This is a genomic window from Sphingomonas sediminicola, assembly GCF_049991885.1.
Taxonomy (GTDB): Bacteria; Pseudomonadota; Alphaproteobacteria; order Sphingomonadales; family Sphingomonadaceae; genus Sphingomicrobium; species Sphingomicrobium sediminicola.
Map to the genome: position 1 here is coordinate 1,070,459 of NZ_CP178916.1, position 23,117 is coordinate 1,093,575.

Below are 23,117 nucleotides of genomic sequence, written 5' to 3' on the forward strand. Positions count from 1 at the left end.
CCTCAACCAGCCATTTGCCGGATGAACGGCGCGTCCGGCGCCGCGGGCTTCATCTGCAGGTAGCGGCCCAGCGCCGCCTTGCCCTCGCCGCTGCGGCCTTCCTTGATCAGCGACAGCCCATGCCAGCGCCAGGCCTCCGCGGGCGCATCGGGATAAGCGACCGCGACCGCATAGCTCTGCGCGGCGCGGGCATCGTCACCAGCCCGATTCCGCAGCCGCCAGACCTCGCCCTCATAATAACGTAGCAGGCCATTCCATCCGTCCAACGCCAGCGTGTTGAGCAGGTATTGGCTTGCGCCCGGGTCGTTCAGCTTGACCTGGTCTTCGAGCAGCATCTGGCGGACCGAACCGATCTTCGACAGATAGTTCGTCCGGCGGCTGTCATAGGGACGCCCGGCGACAGTAACCTCAGCCGCCGAAATCCGGAGATCGGCCATTCGCGAGGTCGGCGACGGATGGGTATCGAAAAGCGTCCCGCGACGACGGCGCTTGCGGCGATAGCGAGCGCTCGCTTCTTCCTCGCCGATCAGCTGCTCCCAGACATTCGCCATCTCGATCGGCGGATATCCGGCTTCCTCGATCAGCCGCGCACCCATGGCGTCGGCCTCGGCCTCCATCGCCCGGCTGTATGCGAACAGCGACAGGATCGTGCCAAGCTGCGCAAGCTGGACATAATCGCCCAGGTAAACCCCGGCACCCGCACCGGCGACCCCCGCCGCCATCGCGCCGATGGCGAAAATGTCGCTCTTCCGCCTGGTGTCGCGCCACGAACGGATCATGTGGCGGCGAAGGAAATGCCCGGACTCGTGAGCGATCACGCCCGCGAGCTGCGCTTCGTTCCGCATGCGCAGAAGCAGCCCTGAGAAAACGACCGCGAAGCCCGACGGGAACATCATCGCGTTGAAGTCGGGGATATGCGCGAGATAGATGCGCATGTCCTTCGCGGCTGGCCCACCGACAGTCCCGATTATGTTCTGGAGATAGGAGACCAGCTCGGGATCCTTGATCAGCAGGTTCGAGCCGGAAATCTCTTCCTCGGCCCGGTCCATCAGTTGCCAGAGACCTTTCTCGTCAGTGTCCGTCGGGCGAAAGCCGGGACCAATCAGCGGAACCATGTCGGCGGGGCGAACGCGGGCCTGTGCAATTCCGGTCGCCATCGTCGCGGCAAGCGCTCCGCCTCCGGCGAGAAGCGAGCGGCGGTCCAGTTCGAAGCAGCGTGAGCACATCAGCGCTTCTCCATCGCTTCGCGAACCTCGCGGCCCGGCTTCATTCGACCGACGAGGCGCTCGACCATCTGGGCGGCGCCCTCGGGCGTGCGGATATCGCCGAACTTGACCCCGGGAAGCTGGCTCCCGGTCTGGAGGACATTGAACCAGACGACCTCGCCCGACCTCAGGTCGACGAGCGACGCATAGGCGAACTGGTTACTCCCGCCGCTCGGAGCGCAGAATCCGATGAAGCAACCGGCAACTCCCAGGACCTGCAGCGCCGTGCGTCCCGTCGATGCGATATTGTCCTGGGCATAGAGAAACAGCGCGTAATCGTAGCCGGTCCGGCGGCCGAGCGAGACAGCGTCTTCTCCCAGCGTATATTCGATGCCCTTGCCGCGCTTGGTCGGCAGTGCGGCTCCGGAATATTTGTGAAGAGCGATCGAATTGCCGACCGCATAATGAAGCCGCTCGAGGTCCGCGATTTCTTCCGCGCTGACGTTCGGCAATTCATTTCGCCGCGCGAGAATCAGAACCTTGCCGCCCCGGTCGGCCTGCTCGGCACGCAGCGCGCTGACAATGTTTCCTCGCGCCTGCTCCGTCCAGTCCGCTCTCGGCTCGGCCATCCCGCCGGTCGTAAGCGAGTTCACGGTCACGTCCGGGCGCATGACCAGTAGGCGATAATCGCCCTTCGGCGGCGTAAACTGGACGTCCGCATATTGCCGCGACTGCACGCACCCAGAAGCCGCCACGCTTGCCGCAAGCGTGAGCGCTATCCCGAATCTCCGCATTGCCAACTCCCCCGGCGAACGCCGTCGCCCGCCGCCTGCGATGCACCCTGCCCCTCAATTCCTGAACGCCAAATTAAAGACAGGGAAAAGGTCAAAGAATTGAATGGCCTAGCGGACCGGGCAAGCGACTCCCTCAACGCCATTCAGACATCTTCCGTCCAACTGGGTCGGAAGCGCAAGGCCTATCTCGGCCGCGATCGTGGGGAGGATGTTCACGGTCGAGATGTGGTCCTGCCGATCGGAGGGGCGCATGCCTTTCCGCCACATCAGGATGGGTACACGGCGATCATAGTCCCAGACGCTCCCGTGCGTCGCGACGTAGCCCTCACTCGGCTTCGTAATCGGTGAGACATACTTCTTCAGGACGACATAGAGGTCGCCGGAACGCTGGGCGTCAAACGAAGCGCGAATTTTCTGCGCCGTCGTCCATTTATCGGGCGATTCTGTCGGGATCGGCAGCCTCGCTATCTGCCTTGAGGTGAATACGGCCTCGACCTGCGGGTGCGCCTTGAAGATCGCGATCGCTTCACGCTCAACGCGAATTCGATCCCGCGGCTTCAGCGAACGATCGATCCACACGTCATTGGCGAGGTCCCCGAGCAGCACGGGTCCGGACAGCTTGAGCTTCGCCGCAATCGCCTTGCCAATCTCGGCAGTTCCGAGCGCGGGATCAGCCCGTGCCGCCTGTGTAATCCCCTTCGCCCGCAGGCGCTCCGGAATGTCCATCCCGCCATGATCCGCGGTCAGGACGACGGCATAGTCGATGCCTTCAGCGTCCAGCACCCGGAAGAAGCCGGCGAGATCGCGGTCGAGCGAAAGCAACTGGAGGCACATTTCGCCCCCGCCCGCGCCGAGGCTATGTCCGATGTAATCGGTGGCCGAGAGCCCGACCGAAATGACGTCAGGCGCGGCATCCGTGCCGAGCTTCATCTCCTGAATGAGACCGGCAGCGATTGCGAGCACGGCGCCGTCGAACTCCGGCGAGGCGCGAAAGCCCCTGATATCGCCGCCGGCGCGGGCGAAGCGGCCCGATCCGACCGACATTTCCGGCGATACCGCAACCGGCGCAGCCTTGACCTGGCACATCGGCGGGACTTGCAGGGGCTCACGAGCCGTTGCGATCGCTGCTGCGATGGCACTCTTCGCCCGAGTGATCGTCGCGGGAACCGCAGCCAACTTCAGGTCGGTCGCGAAGGTCTTGCCATCCCAGTACCAGCGCTGGTCGACGTTGTGCCCGCTCATCATGACTGCCGCGCGGTCCTTGCCGGCAACCGCGACGTTCATGCTCTGTGGCGACTGCTGCTTCAGCAGGTCGCCGAGCGTTGAAACGCGAAGATGCATCGGCGAGACCGTGTAGCTCGTCGTCGACGATCCCGGAACGCGCTCGTCTTCGGCGCAGTAAACTGTCCTGTCTGACCGCGTCAGCGACTGGTCGACCCAGGTGTTGCCGATAATGCCTGTATGCGTCGGATGCGATCCCGTCAGGATCGTCGAATGGCCCGGGCAGGTCTCCGTCGCTGCGTGCGCCTGGTAGCCGTTGTGGAAGGCCGTGCCGTTCGCAAGCCGCGCGAAGCCGCCAGTGAAATGCGGGCGGTACTCATCGAAAAGGTCGGCGGAGAACTGGTCAACCGAAATAACAACGACAAGCTTTGGAGCACCCGCCTTCAGCGGTACTGGCGGCTTGGCCGGAGCGGGCGCGGCGGCAAACAAGCCGAGAATGAATGCTACCAATCCCAGCATTCGGCGTCCCTCCGACATCAAGCTAGTCCAGCTTAGCCCGCAGCCGCTCGTTCACAACCTGCGGGTTGGCCTTGCCCTGCATCGCCTTCATCGTCTGGCCGACGAAGAAGCCGAACAGCTGCTGCTTGCCGCTCTTGTACTCGGCGACCTTGTCGGCGTTCGCGGCGAGGATTTTGTCGATCTCGGCATCGATCGCGCCGGTGTCCGACGTCTGCTTGAGGCCGCGCGTCTCCACGATCTCAGCGGCGCCCTGGCCGGTTTCGAGCATGATCTCGAGCACCTGCTTGGCGATAGTGCCTGAAATCGTCCCGTCGGCGACGAGCCCGAGAAGTTCGCCAGCCTGATTCGGAGAAACGGGTGATTCTTCAATACCCTTGCTCAGGCGGTTGAGCGCTCCGAAGAGCTCCGCAACGACCCAGTTTGCCGCCTGCGTCGGCTGCGCGCCCACTTCGAGCACGGCGTCGAACCAGCGCGCCGTCTCGACTTCTGCGGTAAGGACGCTGGCATTGTAAGGGGTGATGCCGAGGCCTTCGTAGCGCTTGCGCTTGGCGTCCGGCAGCTCCGGAAGCGACGAACGGCATTCCTCGATGAAAGCCTCATCCAGTTCAAGCGGGAGTAGATCCGGGTCCGGGAAGTAGCGATAGTCGTGTGCGTCTTCTTTCGACCGCAGCGTCCGCGTCGTTCCGCGATCCGGGTCGAACAGCCGTGTCTCCTGCGCGACCGAGCCACCCTCTTCAAGCAACTCGACCTGGCGCCGCGCCTCGTACTCGATCACCTGCATGACGAAGCGGACCGAATTGACGTTCTTCGTCTCGGTACGAGTGCCGAGTTCGCCGCCGGGTCTGCGCACGCTGACGTTGACGTCGGCACGCATGGAGCCTTCCTCCATGTTGCCGTCGCAAGAGCCGACATAGCGCAGGATCGCCCGCAACTTCCGAAGGTAAGCTCCTGCTTCGGCGGGCGAACGCATGTCCGGACGCGAGACGATCTCCATCAGCGCGACGCCCGCGCGGTTGAGATCCACATAGGACATGGTCGGATGCTGGTCGTGCATCAGCTTGCCGGCGTCCTGCTCGACATGGATGCGCTCGATGCCGACCCGCTTGGTGCTGCTTTCGTCCTTCTCATCGAGCAGGATCTCGACCTCGCCCTCGCCCACGAGCGGATGGAAGAGCTGGCTGATCTGGTAGCCCTGCGGAAGGTCGGCGTAGAAATAGTTCTTCCGGTCGAAGCGGCTCCAGCGATTGATCACCGCTTCAAGCGCCATGCCCGTTCGGACGGCCTGGCGGATGCACTCACGGTTGGGAACCGGAAGCATCCCCGGCATAGCGGCATCGATCAGCGACACCTGCGTATTCGGCTCCGCCCCGAACGCGGTCGCGGCCCCCGAGAACAGCTTCGATGCCGTCGCGGTGATCTGCGCGTGGACTTCGAGGCCGACAACGACCTCCCACTCGCCGGTTTCGCCCTCGACGCGATAGGGTGCGGTTGCGGCAGCCATTACCACCACCTCGCCGGCTTCGCGGTGAAGCCCGCTCGTTCTTCGATCGCCAGTCCCGCATTCAGCACGCCCTGCTCGTCCAGCTCACGTCCGATGAGGTGCAGACCGAGCGGAAGCCCCTGCTCGTCGAGCCCGCCTGGAACCGACATGGCCGGAAGCCCGGCAAGACTGGCCGGAACCGCGAACACGTCGTTCAAATACATCGACAGTGGATCGGCCGTCTTGTCGCCAAGCCCGAACGCCGCCGACGGCGCAGTCGGCGTCAGGATCAGGTCGCACTGCTCGAACGCCTTCTCGAAGTCCTGCTTGATCAGCGTTCGGACCTTCTGCGCCTTGGTGAAATAGGCGTCGTAGAAGCCCGCCGACAGCACGTAGGTGCCGATCATGATGCGGCGGCGTACCTCCGCGCCGAACCCGGCAGCCCTCGTCGCCGCGTACATGGCGTCGAGATTGCCTCCGTCCGGAACTTCCCGCAGGCCGTAGCGGACGCCGTCATAGCGCGCGAGGTTCGAAGACGCCTCTGCCGGAGCGATGATGTAGTAGGTCGGCAGCGCATATTTCGTATGCGGAAGGCTGATCTCGACAATTTCGGCGCCCGCGTCGCGCAGCCATTCGATACCGCGATCCCACAAAGCGCCGATGTCGGCCGGAACGCCGTCGATCCGATATTCCTTGGGAATCCCGACCCGCTTGCCTTTGAGATCACTCGACAATCCCGTTTCCCACTTGGGCACGGACAGGTCGAGAGATGTCGAATCCTTCGGATCGAACCCAGCCATTGCCTCGAGCATGATAGCGCAATCGCGAACCGTCCTCGCCATAGGCCCCGCCTGGTCGAGCGAGCTTGCGAACGAGACGATGCCCCAGCGCGAGCAGCGCCCGTAAGTCGGCTTGATCCCGCAAATGCCGGTGAATGCCGCCGGCTGGCGGATCGAACCGCCCGTGTCCGTCCCGGTTGCCGCAGGAGCGATCCCCGCGGCCACCGCGGCAGAAGATCCACCCGACGATCCACCCGGCGCAAGCGCTGCATTGCCACCGTCGTTGCGCCGCCACGGCGAAATCACCGGACCGTAAGCGCTCGTCTCGTTCGACGAGCCCATCGCGAACTCATCCATGTTGAGCTTGCCGAGCATCCCCGCCCCTGCCTTGCGCAGGTTGGCGGTGACCGTGCTCTCGTAGCGCGGCTTGAAGTCCTTGAGGATGCGGCTGCCCGCGGTCGTGTTCACGCCCCGCGTTGCGAACAGGTCCTTGATGCCCAGAGGGATACCCGCCAACGATCCCAGCTCCCCCCCGCCGCGCGCCTTGTCCGCAGCGTCGGCGGCCGCGAGGGCGTCGTCCGGCGTCTCGACTGTATAGGCGTTCAGCGCACGCGCAGCATAGACAGCCGCATTATACTGCTCGGCAATCTCGCGGGCGGTGAACTCGCCAGAGCGGAAGCCGTCGCGAAGCTCGGCAATCGACAATAACGTCAGGTCGCTCATTCGATCACCTTCGGCACAGCGAAGAAGCCATGCTCGGCGGCCGGCGCATTGGCGAGAACGTCGTCCCGACAATCGCCGTCGGTAACCTTGTCCTCGCGAAGCCGCAGCGTGTTCGGGATGACCGCGGTCAGCGGCTCCACGCCGTCGGTATTAACTTCGCCGAGCTGCTCCACCCAGCCGAGGATATTATTGAGCTCGGGCACCAGCTGCTCCAGCTCGTCATCGCTCATGGCGATGCGGGCGAGCCTGGCGATGTGCCGCACCTGTTCGTTCGTGATTGACATTGTGGCCGCGCGATAGCCGCGAGGGTCAGGAGCGGCAACCCGTTCGGGGACATCTTGCGGCGGGCAGACCAACCGCGACTTCCAGAAATCTTCTCGAGCTGCTCAAAGGATTTCCAGCACACCCGCGTCTCAGGATCGGGCGGAGCGTTTTTGTACCGCAGTCTGAGGGAGATAATCGTGCCAGTTAGCAGGTTTCTGAAAATCGTCGCCTTCTCAGCCGTGATAATGCAGTCCGGAATGGCGTTGGCCCAACAGGCGCCTACGGCCAGCATTTCCGAAATGGCCAGCACGCCGCTTGTGCGCGTCAACATCGCGGAGTCTTTGAGGACGCCTCCCGACGAGGCAAGCATGACGGTCGGAACGCAGGCGAAGGCGCCGACTGCGACGCAAGCGGTCGCAGCCAACAAGGTAAAGACCGAAAAGCTGCTCGCGACCATTCGCGCGGCCGGCATCCGCGAGCGTGATATCCAGACGCAAGGCATTCAGCTGCAACCGGATTACCGCTGGGACAATTTCCCCGGCAGTCAGGGACGACAGACGCTGATCGGGTACATCGCCAACAATTCGGTGCTGATCAAAACCCGCAACATCGACAAGCTGACGTCCCTACTCGACGCGCTGACGACCGCAGGTGCGGATTCCGTCTACGGTCCGACTTTCTCGATCGCGGACCCCGCGCCGCTGAGGAAGGAAGCGCGCATTCGCGCGATGGCGCGAGGCGAGGCGGAAGCGACCGAATATGCCCACAACAACGGCTACACGTCCGTTCGGCTGCTCTCGGTCGAGGAAGGCGTCTCCTATAGAGGCACGGAAGTGATCGTGACGGGCTCGAGAGTCATGAACGCATCCGCACCGCCGCCTCCCCCACCGCCCGCGCCTGAGCGCGGCGGAGACATCGTGGCTCCAGGTCAGCTGGAAACAGGCGTCTCGCTCAACTTGCTTTACCGGATGGAGCGCTAGTCCGGATCAAGACGCGCTCGCCGAGTTGCGGTCATAAAGAGACGGCAACACGAAGGCCGTTCGACGTATATTCCGTGATTGTGACCTCATCGTCCGACGCGTCGTGTCGCGCTAGTACCGCGGAGTATCACGTGCGCGGATTGTTCCGGAAAGCATCCGAAAGGCCGGGAGCGTTCTTCATGATTAATTGGCTCAATCCTTGGAGAAAAAGCGGCTCGACCGTGCCCTGCTTACGGAACAATCAAAGCGACAATTGCCAACACTGCGGCAACGGAGCTTAAGGCGAAGGCCAAAACTAACGTTTTCATGGCAAGCTCCGCAGGACCATCATTCGACGCTCGACTCCCATCGAGCCGCTGTAGCAGCGGACCTCGGAGTATTTTGCCCCAAATGGTCGCGGACACCGCCAAGAGTATCACTGAGATGAGAGCAAGAGTGCGTGCTGCCTCAAGCATGACATGCTTCCTTGGTATGGCCGTTGGCAGCACCGGCGCAGATAGCGCGCGGAAACGAGCCGTGCGTCTCCGCCGAACGAGCCTTCACACTATAGCGACCGGCAAGATCATAATGAATCAATCGAGCCTCGGAGCTCACCGCGTCATGCGCCGCCTTCAGAGAAGCCCTCTCCCGGCTGAGCCAATATATCTGTTCCATATCCATCTCCTGCGAGCGAGAGCACGAACTTGTCTCTCTGTCACAGGGCGCCCGGTTGCGATCTCAGGTGATGGATACTTGTAGCACACCTTCATGAATGACGCGTGACGGTAATCGCTTAATGTCCGCAATGGGTCGGAAGCTGCCACTAGGTCGCTGGCGAGAGGAATGAGTGGAGAACGGATGATACGGTGAACTCCGTATTGGCGTATCCCCCCGCAGACCCGAAGATGAAAACTGGCGCTGCTGGGCGCTGGGTGAAGGAGCGCTTTCGTGGCGAAACCACTTAGGAAAGCTGAACTACGCAGCAAGTACGGCGTGAAACCTGTTACCGAACCTGAGGCTTCTGAGCGGACAGCGCAGGAACGCGCGCCCGATGAAGACGATCTGGACGCGATGGTCAGGCGAAGCATTCAGGAACACGGGCCGTGACTCAAATGGTCGAAGATTGAAACCCGCTCCACCTTGCGGGGCGAAGCGGGTTGACGGGGTATCCCCTGAAAAACACAACAACTCAGACGGGCGTCGAAGAACCAACGTTCGTGCCACCACGTCGTTCCGCTCGCAAACGTGCCGATGTCTCTCAGGCTGACGCGCCTCCTAGGCGGCCAACTTCTCCATGCGCATAGCGATAGTTACGACGAGGCCGGTTTCCTGCCAATCATAGGTGAGTTCGCCGCCAAGCTGACTTGACACGGTCCGAGCGATTAAGCGGCTGCCAAAGCCTGACAGCTCGGGATGACCGACAATTGGGGGACCTCCAGTTTCTGCCCAGATCAGGAAAATCCGATCTCCCTCCGTGCGGCTTGAGAGGTCCAAGAAGCCCTCGGCAGAAGACAACGCACCATACTTGACCGAGTTAGTAGCCAGCTCATGGACCGCCATAGCCAAGGTAGAAGCCGTGCGTTCCCCTATACCCACCCGTGGAACCGCGACGCGGATACGCCCGGAGAAGGCCGCCGTTTCGTCGTAAGGAGCGAGCAAGACTGACAGAAGGTCGCCGAGAAGCGCTGCCTTGCCCTGCTCCCCTGGGAGGGGCCGGACGATGTCGTGAGCGCGGCCGAGGGCGGTGAGCCGCTCAGTCAGCTCGCCAGTCATTTGCGCCACGGAAGACGCGGATCGCCCTGTGAACTGCGTCAGGCCCGCAGCGATGGACAAAAGATTCTTGACCCGATGACTCATCTCTCCCGCGAGGAGCTCGCTTCCCTCTTCGGCCTGCTTTCGACCTGTCACGTCGAGGAAGATGCCAAACATTGCGCCGTCGACAATCCCTGCATCGGCGCCTTGCCCTCGGGCCGAGATCCAGCGGACTTCCTCCCCCACTAAAATGCGGAAATCGATTTCGTAAGAACCCTCGACAGAGCGCGTTGCATTGAACGCGGCGCGAACCCTGTCCCGGTCAGCCGGGTGAATGTTGACCGACAGCTCCTCGAACGTAACTTGCTCGGACCAGGGCAGCGCCCAAAGCTCAAAGCCACGTTGGTCCATGGCGAACCGATCGTCGTCAACGTGCCAAGACCACAGAGCGACACAAGCCGCCTTAACCGCCAGTCGGAGGTGATCCTCGTGCCAAACTGGCGCTGCAGTTTTGTCCAAGACCAATCACGTGCCCTGCCGGAGGATTGCCGTGACTGACCCTGTGCCACCAAGCGACGGCACGCAAGCTGCTAATCCGGACCGGGACGGGTAATGTCCGCAATGGGTCGAAAGCCGACATCAGCCCCCGACGACAATTCGCTATCCTACAGACCCAACCCTGTGCTTGCGCCGCTCAGAGACACAGTCATCAGCGCAGGATCGCCATTTTCTTCCACTCTCCTGCCCTCCCTCTCCGCCCGCGCCGTGATGGCGAATGGCCCGGCAACAGGGCCGTAACCTCATTGTCACCCTCGCCGCGCATTGCTCTGTAACTCTCGCTGCACGGGAGGCGGGAATGAGCCGCAAGTCCGCCTACACCCTCAAGGCTCGCGATCCCGACTTTGCGGCGGCCTGGGATGCGGCGCTTACATGCGCTCGGAACATTCGCCAGGTTGACGAAGTGCAGGAAGTGCACAACTCCCGGACTTCACTCAGTCAGGGCGACAAGGCACGCCGCGGCGCGCCGTCGAAATCGTCAACCGCCCAGCTGCGCCGGATCGACGAGCTCCGCCGGGATCGGTTCTTCGCGGGGCTTGCCGCGACTCGGACAGCCTCCTCCAAGGTGAGGGGAGTTAGGAGTTGCCCGGCCCTCTTCCGCCCAATAGAGCGCCCAGCCAATGTGCGCCCGCCGGTTCCTTATCTTCGTCTTCATCCTGATCCTGCTGTTCGTCGCAGGGGCCTTCGCCATATACCAGTTCGGCCAGCAGGTGCTGATCAAGCAGGCGACGCCGCAGGGCCACTTCGAAGCGCCGTCTAACGGCAAGCCGGATTATTCGAAGGCGGAGAACTGGATCGCGTCCGAGGATCTGCCCAATGACCCATCGCATTGGCGGCCAGCGAACGACCAACCTGTCGAGCCGATCGCGATCGATGCACGCGTCTTCTACGTTCACCCGACGACTTACCTGCGCCGCGACCATTGGAACGCGCCCCTCCTGCCGGACTCCGACACCGAGGCCCGGACCCGGCTGTTCGTTCAGAGCGAGGCCAGTGCGTTCAGCCAGGATGCGGCCGTCTGGGCTCCCCGCTATCGGCAGGCCGCATTCGGCGCCTTCCTGCTTCGAAACGCCGATGCACAAAATGCGCTGGACCTCGCATTCTCGGACGTTTCGGCGGCCTTCGACGAATTCCTGAAGCGCAATCCGACTGGCCCGATCATTCTCGCCGCGCACAGCCAGGGTTCGCTTCACATCTCGCGGCTGCTGCGCGAACGGGCGCCGCAGCTCAAGGACCGGCTGGTGGCCGCTTATGTCGTCGGCTGGCCGCTCAGCGTCACCGCCGACTTGCCCGCGATTGGTCTGTCGGCCTGCACCTCGCCCGATCAGACTGGTTGCGTTCTTTCGTGGCAAAGCTTTGGGCAGCCCGCCAACCCGGACCTGATCATCACTGCATGGGAAGGCACGAAGGGCCCGACCGGCATCAAGCGCGAGCGCAAGGACATGCTCTGCGTCAATCCGCTCACCGGCACCAAGGACGGCGCCGCGCCTCCGAACGCCAATCCGGGCACGCTCGTTCCGAACGGCAGCATGACCGGTGCGCATCTCGAGCCCGGAAGCGTCGGAGCGCATTGCGATAAGGGTCTGTTGCTCCTCGATGGGGCCATTCCTGCGCTTGGGCCATTCGCCCTGCCGGGCAACAATTATCACGTTTACGACTACGCCTTGTTCTGGGCTGCGATCCGGAATGACGCGGCACGGAGGCTCAAGGCTTGGCGTCAGTGATCACCAGCAGCGCCGCCGAGTTCGGCGAGACCGTTTTGCACGGCAAGCTTGCCGGGCTCGACGTCGGGACGAAGACCGTCGGACTGGCGGTCTGCGATTTGGGCTGGAGCTTTGCCGGGCCATCCGAAACGATCCGTCGGACCAAGTTCACGGCAGACCTCGAAGCACTTCGAAAATTCGTTGAGCGCGAACAGGTTACGGGCCTTGTCCTGGGACTGCCCCTCAACATGGACGGAAGCGATTCCCCGCGGACGCAGTCCGTCCGCGCCTTCGCCCGCAACCTGGCTCCTTTAAACATTCCGATCCTCCTCTGGGACGAGCGCTGGTCCACCCAGGCGGTGGAGCGGGCGATGATCGAAGCGGACGTCAGCCGGGCCAAGCGCGCCGAGAAGGTCGACGCCCTCGCGGCCGCTCACATTCTGCAAGGCGCAATCGACGCGCTGGCGAATCTGGCGCAGCGCCATTAGGCGACGGGCTCGTGGACCTGATTTCAATCGATTCGCTGAGCGACGGCCAGATCGAGACCATACTCGATCGTGGTGAGCGCTGGTTCGAGTACAACCGCTCGAATTCTCGGGGGCAGGACAAGAGCCTGCACGACAAGCTCGTCTTCAACCTGTTTTACGAGAACTCGACGCGAACGGCGATGTCCTTTGCGACCGCCGCCCATCGGCTAGGCGCTTCGCCCGTGTTCCTCCCCGTCGAGCAATCCTCGATCAAGAAGGGCGAGACCTTCGACGACACGGCGCGGACGCTCAATGCGATGCGGCCGGACGTCATCGTGGTCCGGCATCGCGAGAACGGCGCTCCGGCCCGCATGACCGAGTTGATGGATTGCGCCGTCATCAATGCCGGCGACGGCACCAACGAGCATCCGACTCAGGCCCTGCTGGACGCGCTTGCGATCTCCATCCGCTTCGGACGGGTCGAAGGACTTAAGATCGCAATCTGTGGCGACATTCGCCACAGCCGCGTCGCTCGCTCCAACGCCAAGCTCCTGCCACGCCTCGGCGCTGAGGTGAGGCTTGCTGGGCCGCCTTCCCTATTGCCGAGTGATGCCCCCGCCCTGTCGATCGACGAGGCGATCAAGGGTGCGGACGTGGTCATGATGCTCCGCGTCCAGCGAGAGCGGCTCGAGGAAGAGCTCGGCGATGCCCCCGGCGAATATCTGTCTCGCTACGGACTGACTGTGGATCGGCTGGCCAAGGCCGCGCCGGGGGCCGTTGTCATGCATCCGGGCCCGATGAACAGAAACGTCGAGATCGCCGACGATGTCGCCGACGATCCCGAACGTTCCTTGATCTTGCTTCAGGTCGAGGCCGGAGTGGCCACTCGAATGGCCTGCCTCGAGCTGGTGACGTCTAGCTGATCAGCGCGACGCGAACTGGATCGGCGAATCGCCGGCAGTCGAACGCACGAAGCAGCTTCCGCCTTTGCCACGCAGGATCTGGCAGCGCGAAATCGCTTCCTGCTGGTTCGCGAAACCGCGGATCGACAGGCGATAGACCGTGCCGCGCGGACCGTCGAAGCGAGCGCTGACCGGCGAATAGTTGCGAAGCGTCGGGAAGCGACGGGTCAGCTTGTCCCAGGCGAGCGACACCCGCTCCTCGGAGCTGAACGCGCCGAGCTGGACGACGCCCTTGGCACTGCCGAGGCTCGGACGGGCCGCGGCGGGCTTCTTGGCCTTCGCCGGCTTGGGCTTCGGAGCAAAGTTGGAAGCCATGGCATAGGCCGCCGGAGCTTCCGGCGAGATGGCTGCTGCCGAGGCGACTGCCTCGCGAACGGTCGGCACTTCTGGTGCAGGAGCAGGAGCCAGTGCATCCGGTTGCGACACCGGGGTTTCGTAAGTCGGGACGTTCGCAGCCTCGGCGACGACCTGGACAGGTGCCGGAGCCGGAGCGGCCTCAGCAACGCGCGTATCGCCTTGCACGAGAGCGAGACGGACCGGCTGGCCCGGATCGGCCGCCGCAGGGCTGACGCCGACAAGGGCGGCAACCTGGTCGTAGGCGTGAGCTGGCTTCGCGAGCGCCATCCACTGCTGTACACGTGCGTCGACGAGGTCGGCGGAGAGATCCTGCGCCGCAATCGTGCGGGCGGCAGCCCAGTCACCAGCGAGCGCATGGGCCAGCGCCAGGTTCTGACGGACGCGAGAGTCGGCACCTTGTGCACGGGCCGCGGTTTCGAGGACCTGGACTGCGTCATACGGCTGGCCCGCAAGAGCGAGCGCGAGACCGTAATCGGCCGGATCGATCATGCCCTGAGCAGCCTGCAGCGCGGCAACTGCCTCGCCGTTCTTGCCTTGGGCGATCTGGACGAGCACGCGCTTCAGGATGATCTGCGGCTGACCCGGAGCCAGCGCGAGCGAGTCATTGTAGGCGGCTTCAGCAGAAGCGAAGCGCCCGGCACCGAAATAGGCGTTGCCGAGGAGGCCACGAATGCCGGCATCCTGCGGGCTGCTCTCGGCAGCGCGCTCGGCGAGATCGACGGCCGAAGTGTAATCACCGGAGCCGATGGCCATCTGCGCCCGCAGAGCATAGGCCAGATTCGCCTTGCCTTTCGCGACCGAAGCATTGCGAGACATTGGAGCTGCGCATCCCGCCAGTATGCCGGCGAGAGCGACGGCCGATACTGCGGTTCCCAAGCGAAGCGGTTTCATTTGCCTTACCCCTTGCATTCGGCCTCGCCAGGCCAGTGCTTACCCGTTGCGTTTGGCCTTTTCGGCCATTGCCTCCAGCTCAGGCATTCCATCGAGGAACAGATCGAGAGCGTCGGTTACGAGAAGCTGAGCCGAGCGCCCGTTGAGGGCACAGGCCAGACGCAGCTTCAGATGACGCTCGGGATCGAGCCGGAGGGTGAACGCAGCCTTCCCCTTGCTGCCCGGAGCCGCGCGCGGACTCGGAGCACGACGAGCGACCGGAGCCGGAGCAGAAGGCACCACGTACATGGGTGCCCGGGCTTCGACAGGCTGCACCGGCAGCTCATCAGATTCTTCGACGATCTCGGCGGTGTCATCGACCACTTCGCCTTCGTCCGTCGCGCCTTCCGGCTCGTTGAACCGGTCTTCGATTTCCGCCTGCTGCGTATGCACCGGCGAATTCACCGGCGTCAGGCCAGCGTGGCCATGGAGAGCGGGATGCTCGGCAATCGGCTCACCGAAGGCATCATGCTCGGAGTCGCGCGGAGCCTCGGCAGGCTTTGGTGCCTCGAACCCCATGTCATTCCAGCCAAGATCTTCGAGATTTCCGCCGATCTGACCAAATCCCTGGGGCCGCATCGCGGGGCGCGCACCGCCCTTGCGAGCCAGCAGGCCGGAAGAGAGAGAAGCGAAAGGCTTCGGTTCGGATTTCACTTACACGGCCTCCTTACTGGCCGGCCACACGACGGCCGAAGCCGCCAACCGGGCGAGGCGAAACTGGAGCCTGAGCTCCGGGGGCCGCAAACACGGTACGGCGGAAATTCTTTTCGAGGCGATCCGAGATGTAGTCCCACAGCTCGATCACTTCCTGGGCCGAGCGCCCCTTCGGATCGATTTCCATGACCGTGCGGCCATCGATCATCGAGGCCGCATAGTCGGTGCGATGGTGAAGGGTGACCGGCGCGACGGTGCCGTGCTGCGAAAGCGCAACAGCCGCCTCGTACGTGATCTTGGCTTTCGGAGTTGCCGCGTTGACGACAAAGATCAGTGGCTTGCCGGCACGATCGCAGAGATCGACCGTGGCGCCGACGGCGCGAAGGTCGTGCGGGCTCGGCCGGGTTGGGATTACGATCAGTTCGGCAACGGCGATAACGCTCTGAATGGCCATCGTGATGGCCGGCGGAGTGTCGATGACAGCGAGGCGGAAGCCCTGCTGGCGAAGGACTTCGAGGTCCGAAGCAAGGCGAGCGACGGTGGTTTGCGCAAAGGCCGGCATTTCGGCTTCGCGCTCGTTCCACCAGTCGGCAAGGCTTCCCTGCGGATCGATGTCGATAAGGCAGACCGGACCGGCCCCCGCTAGCTGCGCCTGCACCGCAAGATGTCCGGACAAAGTCGTTTTACCCGACCCGCCCTTCTGCGATGCCATAGCCAGAACGCGCATGCTTTTCCCCTCGCCGTATGCCGTCAATTCAGCGCCGGGAGTGACACTCAAGGCTCTAAAATCTGGTTAACATCCTCAAGATACTGTTGCGGCTTGGTCGCGCTTGATTACCCTCCGCGGTTACGGGGAGTCGCGGACGTATGCGGTCGAAGTATTGGAGCGCAGCTTTATTCGGTGCGTCGCTTGTGTGGGCGGCCCCCGCAAGCGCGCAAAACGTGAAGGCCGGTATCGATGCCTGGCAGCGGGGCGATTATGCGGGCGCCGTCGCAATCTGGCGCCCTCTTGCCCAGGCAGGCGATCCCGACGCCTCGTTCAACATGGGCCAGGCCTATCGGTTGGGTCGCGGTGTGTTGGTCGATCTGGGCACGGCGCAGACTTGGCTCGAGCAGGCCGCGCGAAAGGATCACGTGGACGCTCAGACCACGCTCGGGCTCCTCCTCTTCCAGAACGGTAATCAGGCAGAAGGCCTGAAGTGGCTGAAGATGGGTTCCGAGAAGGGCGATCCGCGTGCCATGCTCGTGTACGGGACCGCGCTCTTCAACGGCGATGGCGTCGCGCAAGACCCGGTGCTCGGGTACGCCTATGTAAGCCGCTCGGCCGCCCAAGGGCTCGAGCCGGCCAGGAACACGCTTGCACAGATGGATGAGATCATCCCGCTGGCGCAGCGGAAGAAGGGTGTGGCCCTCGCTCTTCAGAAGGCGAAGACCCAGTCGGTTGCGAAATCTGCTCCAGAACCGACGCAAAAAGTCGCCCAAACCACCGCTCCGAGAACGAAGATCCAGCAGGTCGCCGCTACAATCCCAACAAGTGGAGCATGGCGGATCCAGCTCGGAGCGTTCTCGCAGCGGTCTTCTGCAGAAGCCCTCTTCAGGAAGCTGTCGGGAAGCGCACCGGTCGCAGGTCGCCAGCAGTTTCTAGTTACAGCCGGAACCGTGACTCGCCTTCAGGTTGGCCCCTATTCCAGCAAGACGGCGGCTTCAGCCGCATGCGGCACATTGTTAGGACGCGGCCAGCCCTGTTTCCCAGTCGCCGCGAAATAATTCCTAGGCCTTCACCCAGTCACGATTCCGAATACCCTGCACCCAAAGCAAGGCGTCCAATCCGTGATGGTCGAGGCGCGCGTCGGCGACTTCGGCCAGCGCAGGCTTTGCCCGGAAGGCAACGCCGAGGCCCGCTTCCTGCACCATCAGCCGGTCGTTCGCGCCGTCGCCGATGGCGAGAGTCTCTTCGCGTTTTAGCCCGAGCTCCTCACGCGCCTCGATAAGCGCATCGCGCTTGGCTTGGGCATCGACGATCGGATCCTCGACCGATCCGGTCAGCAGGCTGCCGTCGAAAAGCAGCCGATTGGCCCGCACAGCGTTGAAGCCGAGCAGCTTGGCGATCGGATCGGCAAAGGAAACAAAGCCGCCCGTCACGAGAATAGATCGCGCTCCGCCGACGCGCATCGTTCGGACGAGCGTCGCCGCGCCTGGGTTAGGAACGACGCGTTCGGCGAGACAACGGGAGATCGCATCTTCGTCGAGACCCGAAAGCATCGCCACGCGCTCACGCAGCGCAGCCTTGAAATCGAGCTTTCCCTGCATCGCCCGCTCGGTGATTTCGGCGATCTCGCGTTTAAGGCCCGCGAAGTCGGCCAGCTCATCGAGACATTCCTGACCGACGATCGTCGAATCCATGTCGGCGACGAGTAGCCGCTTGAACCTGTTCTCCTCGGGCTGAACGAAGACGTCGACGTCCTGAAGGCCATCGAGGGCCCAGCGTATAGCCTGGATGTCTCCTGATACGCGAAGGTCGACCGCATCGCCCTCGTCGATCCATGCAGCGAATGCAGCCTTGGGATCGATTTCCCGAAGCGCGCCGAGAGCGCGGTCGATCAGCCTGTCATCAAGGCGTCCGGCTGCTATCAGCGTCGCAATGGCCATACGGGTCGAGAAACCTCCTGTCGCTTTAATTGCTGGGCCGACCGCCAGCGGCAAGTCGGCTTTGGCGCTTCGGCTTGCAGAGCAGGTCGGCGGGGTGATCGTCAACGCCGACAGCGCACAAGTTTATCGCGATCTTCCGATCCTGAGCGCGGCTCCCAGTCCCGGCGAGCTCAAGCGTGCGGACCACCGGCTGTATGGAATGCTCCATGGAGTAGAAGCCTGTTCTGCCGCCGACTGGGCAGAAATGGCAAAGCGCGAGATTGCCGACGTTCACGTTTCGGGCAGACTGCCGATCCTGGTCGGCGGCACAGGGCTTTACCTGCGGACACTGCTCAACGGGATTGCGCCCGTCCCGTCGATCGATCCCGAGGTGCGCAATCAAGTGCGTGAGCGCTCGGTCGAGAAGAATCGCACCAAGTTGAAGGAGTTGGACCCTGAAGCTGCCGAGCGCCTCAATCCCGCCGACACGACGCGAATCGCGAGAGCGTTGGAAGTTGTCCTCTCGACGGGGAAGACGCTTCGCAAATGGCAAGAACAGCGTGAAGGCGGGATCGGCGATCTGATCGCGCTCAGGCCCCTGATCCTGCTTCCACCGCGCGATTGGCTCTACGAGCGCTGCGAAGAGCGTTTCGCACAAATGGTCGAACTGGGTGCCGCGGACGAGGTTCGGGCTTTGATCGATCGAGGGCTCGACCCTGCCCTTCCCGTAATGCGCGCAATCGGTGTCCGTGAAATCGCCTCCTGGCTGAAAGGCGACGTCACTCAGGAAGAAGCCATCGCCGCCGGTCAACAAGCTACACGGCGCTATGCGAAACGGCAGTACACCTGGTTTGCCCATCAGCCGCCCGCCGAATGGCCGCGGTTTCGCGAACCCATGACGCATACGACTTTGAGCGACGCGCTGGCGCTGCTTGGAGTGAAGAGTTAGTCGAAGAAGCATGGAGCTTCTGCGCGACGCAGATATCAACCCCGCGCCCTTGAAGGGGAAGCGCGTCGCCATTCTTGGCTACGGCAATCAAGGTCGTGCCCAGGCGCTCAACCTCAAGGACAGCGGCATCGATGTGGTCGTCGGCCTGCGCGGGGCCTCCGGAAGCGCCAGGTCCGCCGAAGAGGCCGGTCTCGAGGTTGCCCTGGTCGATGACGCGGCAAGCTCAGCCGACGTCGTCATGTTCCTCGCCCCAGACGAAGCACTCGCCGGCATCTACAAGGAGGTGGAGGCGCGGATTCGATACGGCGGGGCGATCGGCTTCAGTCATGGACTGACCATCCATTTCGACCTTATCCGGCCTCGCCACGACCTCGATGTCTATCTGGTGGCTCCCAAAGGGCCGGGAACGGCGCTCCGGTCGCTCTACGAGCAGCGCAAGGGCATGATCGCGCTTTGGGCTGTAGCGCAGGACGCGACCGGCCATGCGAAAGAGATTGCACTCGCCTATGGCAAGGCGATCGGGTGCGCGCGGGCCGGTCTCATCGCGTCATCCTTCGCCGAAGAGTGCGAGGCCGACTTGTTCAACGAGGGCGCGGTCGTGTGGGGCGCGGTCCCCGAAATCCTGACGGCCGGGTTCGAGACGCTTGTCGAGGCGGGCATCTCGCCGGAAGTCGCCTTCCTTGAATGCGTCGGCGAGCTGAAGCTGATCGCGGAACTGATCGAGGCGCGCGGCATCGCGGGAATGCGCGAAGCCATTTCCAACACCGCCGAACTTGGAGCCGTTCTTGGCGGACCGCGCGTCGTCGACGATCATGTTCGCCAGAAGATGCGCGAAGTGCTGGATGAAGTCCGCAGCGGCCGCTTTGTCGAGGCGCTCCGCGAGGAAGCCGCCGGCGGCTATCCGCTTCTCGAAAATGCGCGTGCGCAAGCGCGGAAGTCCGCGATCGAGCAAGTGTTCAATGATCTGAAGAAGCTGGGCGGGTCCTAGCCGACCTCTTCCGGCACTTCGGTGATCCGGCCCCCGATCGATGCGCGCTCTGTATAAACGCGCTGCAGCCTCCGGTGCGCTTCGGCTGCGTCATGGTCCTTTGCGGACAAGGCGAGATCGAGCTCTTCGGCTGCACGCTGGGCGAAATAGGCCCGATCGCCGGTGACGTTGCTGGAGTCTTCCATGATCCGTCTCCTCCGGACGGAAAGAACGATAGCAGTCGAATTGCTCAATGTCGCCCGGAAATGGCGAAATTCAGCGCCTTCCGAACAGCTTCTCCATTTCCGCATGGCCCAGCTTCACCCAGGTGGGACGGCCATGGTTGCACTGTCCGGATCGCGGCGTGACCTCCATTTCGCGAAGAAGGGCATTCATCTCTGCAACCGAGAGCACGCGTCCGGCCCGCACCGAGCCGTGACAGGCGATGGTTGCGGCCACATGGTCGAGCTTTTCCTGGAGCGAAAAGGCGCTGCCGAGCTCGGCGAGCTCTGAGGCTATGTCCGCCAGCAGCCCGGAAACCTCCGTCTTCCCAAGTGCAGCCGGCGTCGCGCGAACAAGGATCGAGGTCGGTCCGAAACGCTCGATCTCCAAGCCCAGGCCTCCAAGTTCCTCGGCGGCGGCGGCGATGCGATCGCAGTCGGTCTCCTCGAGATCGACAACCTCCGGCATTAGCAAGGGCTGCCTGGCGACCGCCGCTCCTTCCCTTGCGGCACGCATTCTCTCGAGGACAAGGCGTTCGTGGGCCGCATGCTGGTCGACGATGACCAGGCCGTCCTCAGCTTCCGCGATGATGTAGGTTGCCGAGACCTGGCCACGCGCGACGCCGAGCGGATACTTCGGGATTTCGGCGACAGCGGGCTCGGCGCGGGCAGCGGGGGGGGCGTGATCGAACAGAGCTCGAGCCTCTTCGAGGACGGCGGTGGCGCCGGCGGGCATCGATTGTGGAGATGTGGGCAGCGCAGAAATTCTCCCGGGCTGCTGGTCGTAAGTAGCGCTTGTCGTCCAGAGGACCGGTGCGGCAAGCTGCTCGCGTGTCGCGCTCTTCTGGCTGGCTTCGTCCAGCGCGGCCCGAAGCCCGCCGACGATCAGCCCACGCACGGCGGTCGGGTCGCGGAACCGGACTTCCGTCTTCGCCGGGTGCACGTTCACGTCCACGTCCACTAGCGGCACTGAAAGGAACAAGGCGGCGATCGGATGGCGATCGCGGGCAATCAGGTCGCGATAGGCACCGCGAAGGGCACCGACCAGCAGCCGGTCCTTCACCGGTCGGGCATTGACGAAGAGATATTGCTGGTCGGCCAGGCCGCGATTGAAGGTCGGAAGGCTGACCACACCCGTCAGGCCCATCCCGTTGCGCTCGCAATCGATGCCGATCCCGTTGCGGTCCAGCTCGGCGCTGAGAAGCTCCGCGACCCGTTGCGGCGGGGTTGTCGGCTGCAACGAAAGGATCCGGCGGCCGTCATGCTCCAGGACGAACGCCACGTCGCTTCGGGCCATCGCCAAGCGCTTCACCGCATCGAGACAAGCGGCATATTCAGCGCGAGGACTGCGCAAAAACTTGCGCCTTGCCGGTATCTTATCGAATAAAGCTTCGATCCGCACGCAGGTTCCGGGTGGCAAGGATACGGGTCCCTCGCCCACGGTCGCGCCGTGGTCGATTTCGATCCGCCAGCCGTCCGCGCCGCGAACCCGGCTCCCCAGGGTGAAACGCGATACGCTCGCAATCGACGGCAGAGCTTCGCCGCGGAAGCCGAAGCTGGTCACGCGGTCCAGGACATCGTCCGGCAGCTTGGAGGTTGCGTGACGCTCCAGCGCGAGGCGCATTTCGTCCGGCGACATCCCGCAACCGTCGTCGGCTACTTCGACCAGCTCGAGGCCGCCCGCCGTCAGCCTGATTCGGACCGCTTCCGAGCCGGCATCCAACGCATTTTCGACAAGCTCCTTGAGGGCGCTCGCAGGGCGTTCTACGACCTCGCCAGCAGCGATGCGATTCACGAGCTCGGACGGCAGCCTTCTTATTGACATGTTAACCGTTCCTAGCCGATTACCACTGGGCCAGCGAAGCGCTGATTTGCGACAAAAATTCAGTTTGCATTCAATGGGATAATTTTAATGGCCGGTTAAACTCCAGGGTCTGTCCTGCGAGATGACCGAGCAAAGGGCGAGAGACGGGGAAGAATGTTCTGGACGCGCTGGTTCAAATGGATGTCGCACGACATGGCGATCGATCTCGGAACCGCCAATACTTTGGTTTACGTACGGGGTCGCGGCATCGTCCTGAACGAACCGTCCGTAGTCGCGATTGAAACCATCAACGGGGTCAAAAAGGTCAAGGCGGTCGGGGAAGACGCCAAGCTGATGATGGGCAAGACGCCCGATCAGATCGAGGCGATCCGCCCGCTCCGCGACGGGGTCATTGCCGACATCGATGTCGCCGAGCAGATGATCAAGCACTTCATTCATAAGGTGCACGGCGGCAAGATGCGTGCCTGGCGCTTCCCGGAAATCGTCATCTGCGTTCCCTCGGGCTCGACATCGGTTGAGCGCCGCGCGATCCGCGACGCCGCGTCGAACGCAGGCGCCAGCGCCGTCTACCTTATCGAAGAGCCGATGGCGGCCGCCATCGGTGCGGACATGCCGGTAACGGCTCCGATCGGTTCCATGGTTGTCGACATCGGCGGCGGGACGACCGAAGTCGCTGTGCTTTCGCTCCGTGGCCTCGCCTACACCACGTCGGTCCGCGTCGGCGGCGACAAGATGGACGAAGCGATCAGCTCCTACGTCCGTCGCAACCACAACCTCCTGATCGGTGAAGCCACTGCCGAGCGGATCAAGAAGGAAGTCGGAATCGCCAAGCCGCCGACTGACGGCATAGGCAAGACAGTCCACATCAAGGGCCGAGACCTCGTGAACGGCGTTCCCAAGGAGATTTCGATCAACCAGGGCCAGATTGCGGAAGCGCTTTCGGAGCCGGTTGGGACGATCGTCGAGGGCGTCCGCATCGCTCTGGAGAACACAGCGCCGGAACTGGCCGCCGACATTTGCGACCAAGGTATCGTGCTCACTGGGGGTGGCGCACTGCTTCAGGGCCTCGACGAGGTCCTGCGCGACGAGACCGGGCTTCCGGTCACGGTTGCCGAGGACCCGCTGACATGCGTTGCGCTTGGTACTGGACGAGCGCTTGAGGAAGAGCAGTTCCGCGGCGTTCTGCAGACGGCCTAGGGA

22 protein-coding genes are annotated in these 23,117 nt (G+C 63.3%); 9 read left to right on the forward strand and 13 right to left on the reverse strand.

The features are described from left to right. Nucleotides 1-2: 2 nt before the first annotated feature. The 6 genes from ACMC5O_RS05605 to gatC form a co-directional block, all read right to left on the reverse strand. Nucleotides 3-1,226, reverse strand: coding sequence for a M48 family metallopeptidase (locus ACMC5O_RS05605; RefSeq protein ID WP_426693398.1), 1,224 nt, complete (start codon nucleotides 1,224-1,226; stop codon nucleotides 3-5). Next, nucleotides 1,226-1,999 carry a hypothetical protein gene (locus tag ACMC5O_RS05610; protein ID WP_187709576.1) on the reverse strand — a complete coding sequence of 258 codons (774 nt, stop codon included), beginning with the start codon at nucleotides 1,997-1,999 and terminating at the stop codon, nucleotides 1,226-1,228. Before ACMC5O_RS05610 ends, ACMC5O_RS05605 begins: the two co-directional genes overlap by 1 nt. A 108-nt stretch (nucleotides 2,000-2,107) precedes the next feature. Continuing rightward, nucleotides 2,108-3,739, reverse strand: a complete 1,632-nt coding sequence (locus ACMC5O_RS05615) for an alkaline phosphatase family protein (RefSeq protein ID WP_187709575.1) — start codon at nucleotides 3,737-3,739, stop codon at nucleotides 2,108-2,110. Nucleotides 3,740-3,761: 22 nt separating this feature from the next. Then, complete coding sequence (gatB, locus tag ACMC5O_RS05620) at nucleotides 3,762-5,240, reverse strand: Asp-tRNA(Asn)/Glu-tRNA(Gln) amidotransferase subunit GatB (protein ID WP_426693399.1); 1,479 nt, start codon at nucleotides 5,238-5,240, stop codon at nucleotides 3,762-3,764. Next, nucleotides 5,240-6,721, reverse strand: a complete 1,482-nt coding sequence (gatA, locus tag ACMC5O_RS05625) for an Asp-tRNA(Asn)/Glu-tRNA(Gln) amidotransferase subunit GatA (protein ID WP_426693400.1) — start codon at nucleotides 6,719-6,721, stop codon at nucleotides 5,240-5,242. The genes gatB and gatA overlap by 1 nt, the downstream gene beginning before the upstream one ends. After that, the gene (gatC, locus tag ACMC5O_RS05630; protein ID WP_187709574.1) at nucleotides 6,718-7,005 is read right to left on the reverse strand and encodes an Asp-tRNA(Asn)/Glu-tRNA(Gln) amidotransferase subunit GatC; all 288 of its coding nucleotides are present in this window, start codon (nucleotides 7,003-7,005) and stop codon (nucleotides 6,718-6,720) included. The genes gatA and gatC overlap by 4 nt, the downstream gene beginning before the upstream one ends. 279 nt (nucleotides 7,006-7,284) lie before the next feature. Between gatC and ACMC5O_RS05635 the strand changes: the two genes are divergently transcribed. Together ACMC5O_RS05635 and ACMC5O_RS05640 are read left to right on the forward strand one after the other, a co-directional pair. Next, a complete protein-coding gene (locus ACMC5O_RS05635) occupies nucleotides 7,285-7,965 on the forward strand; it encodes an SIMPL domain-containing protein (protein WP_426693401.1) in 681 nt (226 codons plus the stop codon). Nucleotides 7,966-8,892: 927 nt separating this feature from the next. After that, on the forward strand, nucleotides 8,893-9,051 hold the full coding sequence (locus tag ACMC5O_RS05640; RefSeq protein WP_426693402.1) for a hypothetical protein: 159 nt from the start codon (nucleotides 8,893-8,895) through the stop codon (nucleotides 9,049-9,051). 168 nt (nucleotides 9,052-9,219) lie between these two features. On the opposite strand, the gene ACMC5O_RS05645 is transcribed toward ACMC5O_RS05640, so the two are convergent. Then, nucleotides 9,220-10,107, reverse strand: a complete 888-nt coding sequence (locus tag ACMC5O_RS05645) for a sensor histidine kinase (RefSeq protein WP_187709572.1) — start codon at nucleotides 10,105-10,107, stop codon at nucleotides 9,220-9,222. A 767-nt stretch (nucleotides 10,108-10,874) separates the two neighbouring features. Here ACMC5O_RS05645 and ACMC5O_RS05650 point away from each other — a divergent pair. Genes ACMC5O_RS05650 through ACMC5O_RS05660 form a run of 3 tightly spaced genes read left to right on the forward strand, consistent with a single transcriptional unit; the run spans nucleotide 10,875 to nucleotide 13,347 of the window. Beyond that, complete coding sequence (locus tag ACMC5O_RS05650; protein ID WP_426693403.1) at nucleotides 10,875-11,978, forward strand: DUF3089 domain-containing protein; 1,104 nt, start codon at nucleotides 10,875-10,877, stop codon at nucleotides 11,976-11,978. Beyond that, a complete protein-coding gene (ruvX, locus tag ACMC5O_RS05655; protein ID WP_426693404.1) occupies nucleotides 11,975-12,445 on the forward strand; it encodes a Holliday junction resolvase RuvX in 471 nt (156 codons plus the stop codon). The genes ACMC5O_RS05650 and ruvX overlap by 4 nt, the downstream gene beginning before the upstream one ends. 11 nt (nucleotides 12,446-12,456) lie before the next feature. Then, nucleotides 12,457-13,347, forward strand: coding sequence for an aspartate carbamoyltransferase catalytic subunit (locus ACMC5O_RS05660; RefSeq protein WP_426693405.1), 891 nt, complete (start codon nucleotides 12,457-12,459; stop codon nucleotides 13,345-13,347). On the opposite strand, the gene ACMC5O_RS05665 is transcribed toward ACMC5O_RS05660, so the two are convergent. Genes ACMC5O_RS05665 through ACMC5O_RS05675 form a run of 3 tightly spaced genes read right to left on the reverse strand, consistent with a single transcriptional unit; the run spans nucleotide 13,348 to nucleotide 16,054 of the window. Then, nucleotides 13,348-14,634, reverse strand: a complete 1,287-nt coding sequence (locus ACMC5O_RS05665) for an SPOR domain-containing protein (protein ID WP_187709570.1) — start codon at nucleotides 14,632-14,634, stop codon at nucleotides 13,348-13,350. It lies immediately after the preceding gene. 39 nt (nucleotides 14,635-14,673) lie between these two features. Then, entirely contained in the window at nucleotides 14,674-15,327 is a 654-nt protein-coding gene (locus ACMC5O_RS05670; RefSeq protein WP_187709569.1) for a hypothetical protein, read from the reverse strand. Between the two features lie 13 nt (nucleotides 15,328-15,340). Beyond that, on the reverse strand, nucleotides 15,341-16,054 hold the full coding sequence (locus ACMC5O_RS05675; RefSeq protein WP_426693406.1) for an AAA family ATPase: 714 nt from the start codon (nucleotides 16,052-16,054) through the stop codon (nucleotides 15,341-15,343). 140 nt (nucleotides 16,055-16,194) lie between these two features. On the opposite strand from ACMC5O_RS05675, the gene ACMC5O_RS05680 reads away from it, so the two are divergent. After that, entirely contained in the window at nucleotides 16,195-17,094 is a 900-nt protein-coding gene (locus ACMC5O_RS05680; RefSeq protein ID WP_187709568.1) for an SPOR domain-containing protein, read from the forward strand. A 3-nt stretch (nucleotides 17,095-17,097) separates the two neighbouring features. Here the strand turns inward: ACMC5O_RS05680 and serB are convergent, their stop codons facing one another. Beyond that, nucleotides 17,098-17,976 carry a phosphoserine phosphatase SerB gene (serB, locus tag ACMC5O_RS05685; RefSeq protein WP_187709567.1) on the reverse strand — a complete coding sequence of 293 codons (879 nt, stop codon included), beginning with the start codon at nucleotides 17,974-17,976 and terminating at the stop codon, nucleotides 17,098-17,100. Between serB and miaA the strand changes: the two genes are divergently transcribed. After that, on the forward strand, nucleotides 17,969-18,904 hold the full coding sequence (gene miaA, locus ACMC5O_RS05690; RefSeq protein WP_426693407.1) for a tRNA (adenosine(37)-N6)-dimethylallyltransferase MiaA: 936 nt from the start codon (nucleotides 17,969-17,971) through the stop codon (nucleotides 18,902-18,904). The genes serB and miaA overlap by 8 nt on opposite strands. A gap of 10 nt (nucleotides 18,905-18,914) precedes the next feature. Continuing rightward, a complete protein-coding gene (gene ilvC / locus ACMC5O_RS05695) occupies nucleotides 18,915-19,892 on the forward strand; it encodes a ketol-acid reductoisomerase (protein WP_187709566.1) in 978 nt (325 codons plus the stop codon). Here ilvC and ACMC5O_RS05700 read toward each other — a convergent pair. Together ACMC5O_RS05700 and mutL are read right to left on the reverse strand one after the other, a co-directional pair. Next, on the reverse strand, nucleotides 19,889-20,077 hold the full coding sequence (locus ACMC5O_RS05700) for a hypothetical protein (RefSeq protein WP_187709565.1): 189 nt from the start codon (nucleotides 20,075-20,077) through the stop codon (nucleotides 19,889-19,891). The two genes, ilvC and ACMC5O_RS05700, sit on opposite strands and share 4 nt — an antisense overlap. 70 nt (nucleotides 20,078-20,147) lie before the next feature. Continuing rightward, nucleotides 20,148-21,917: a DNA mismatch repair endonuclease MutL gene (mutL, locus tag ACMC5O_RS05705; RefSeq protein ID WP_426693408.1), complete on the reverse strand. Its 1,770-nt coding sequence runs from the start codon at nucleotides 21,915-21,917 to the stop codon at nucleotides 20,148-20,150. A 153-nt stretch (nucleotides 21,918-22,070) separates the two neighbouring features. Between mutL and ACMC5O_RS05710 the strand changes: the two genes are divergently transcribed. Then, nucleotides 22,071-23,114 (forward strand): rod shape-determining protein, encoded by a 1,044-nt coding sequence (locus tag ACMC5O_RS05710; RefSeq protein WP_187709564.1) that lies wholly within the window; start codon nucleotides 22,071-22,073, stop codon nucleotides 23,112-23,114. Nucleotides 23,115-23,117: the final 3 nt, after the last annotated feature.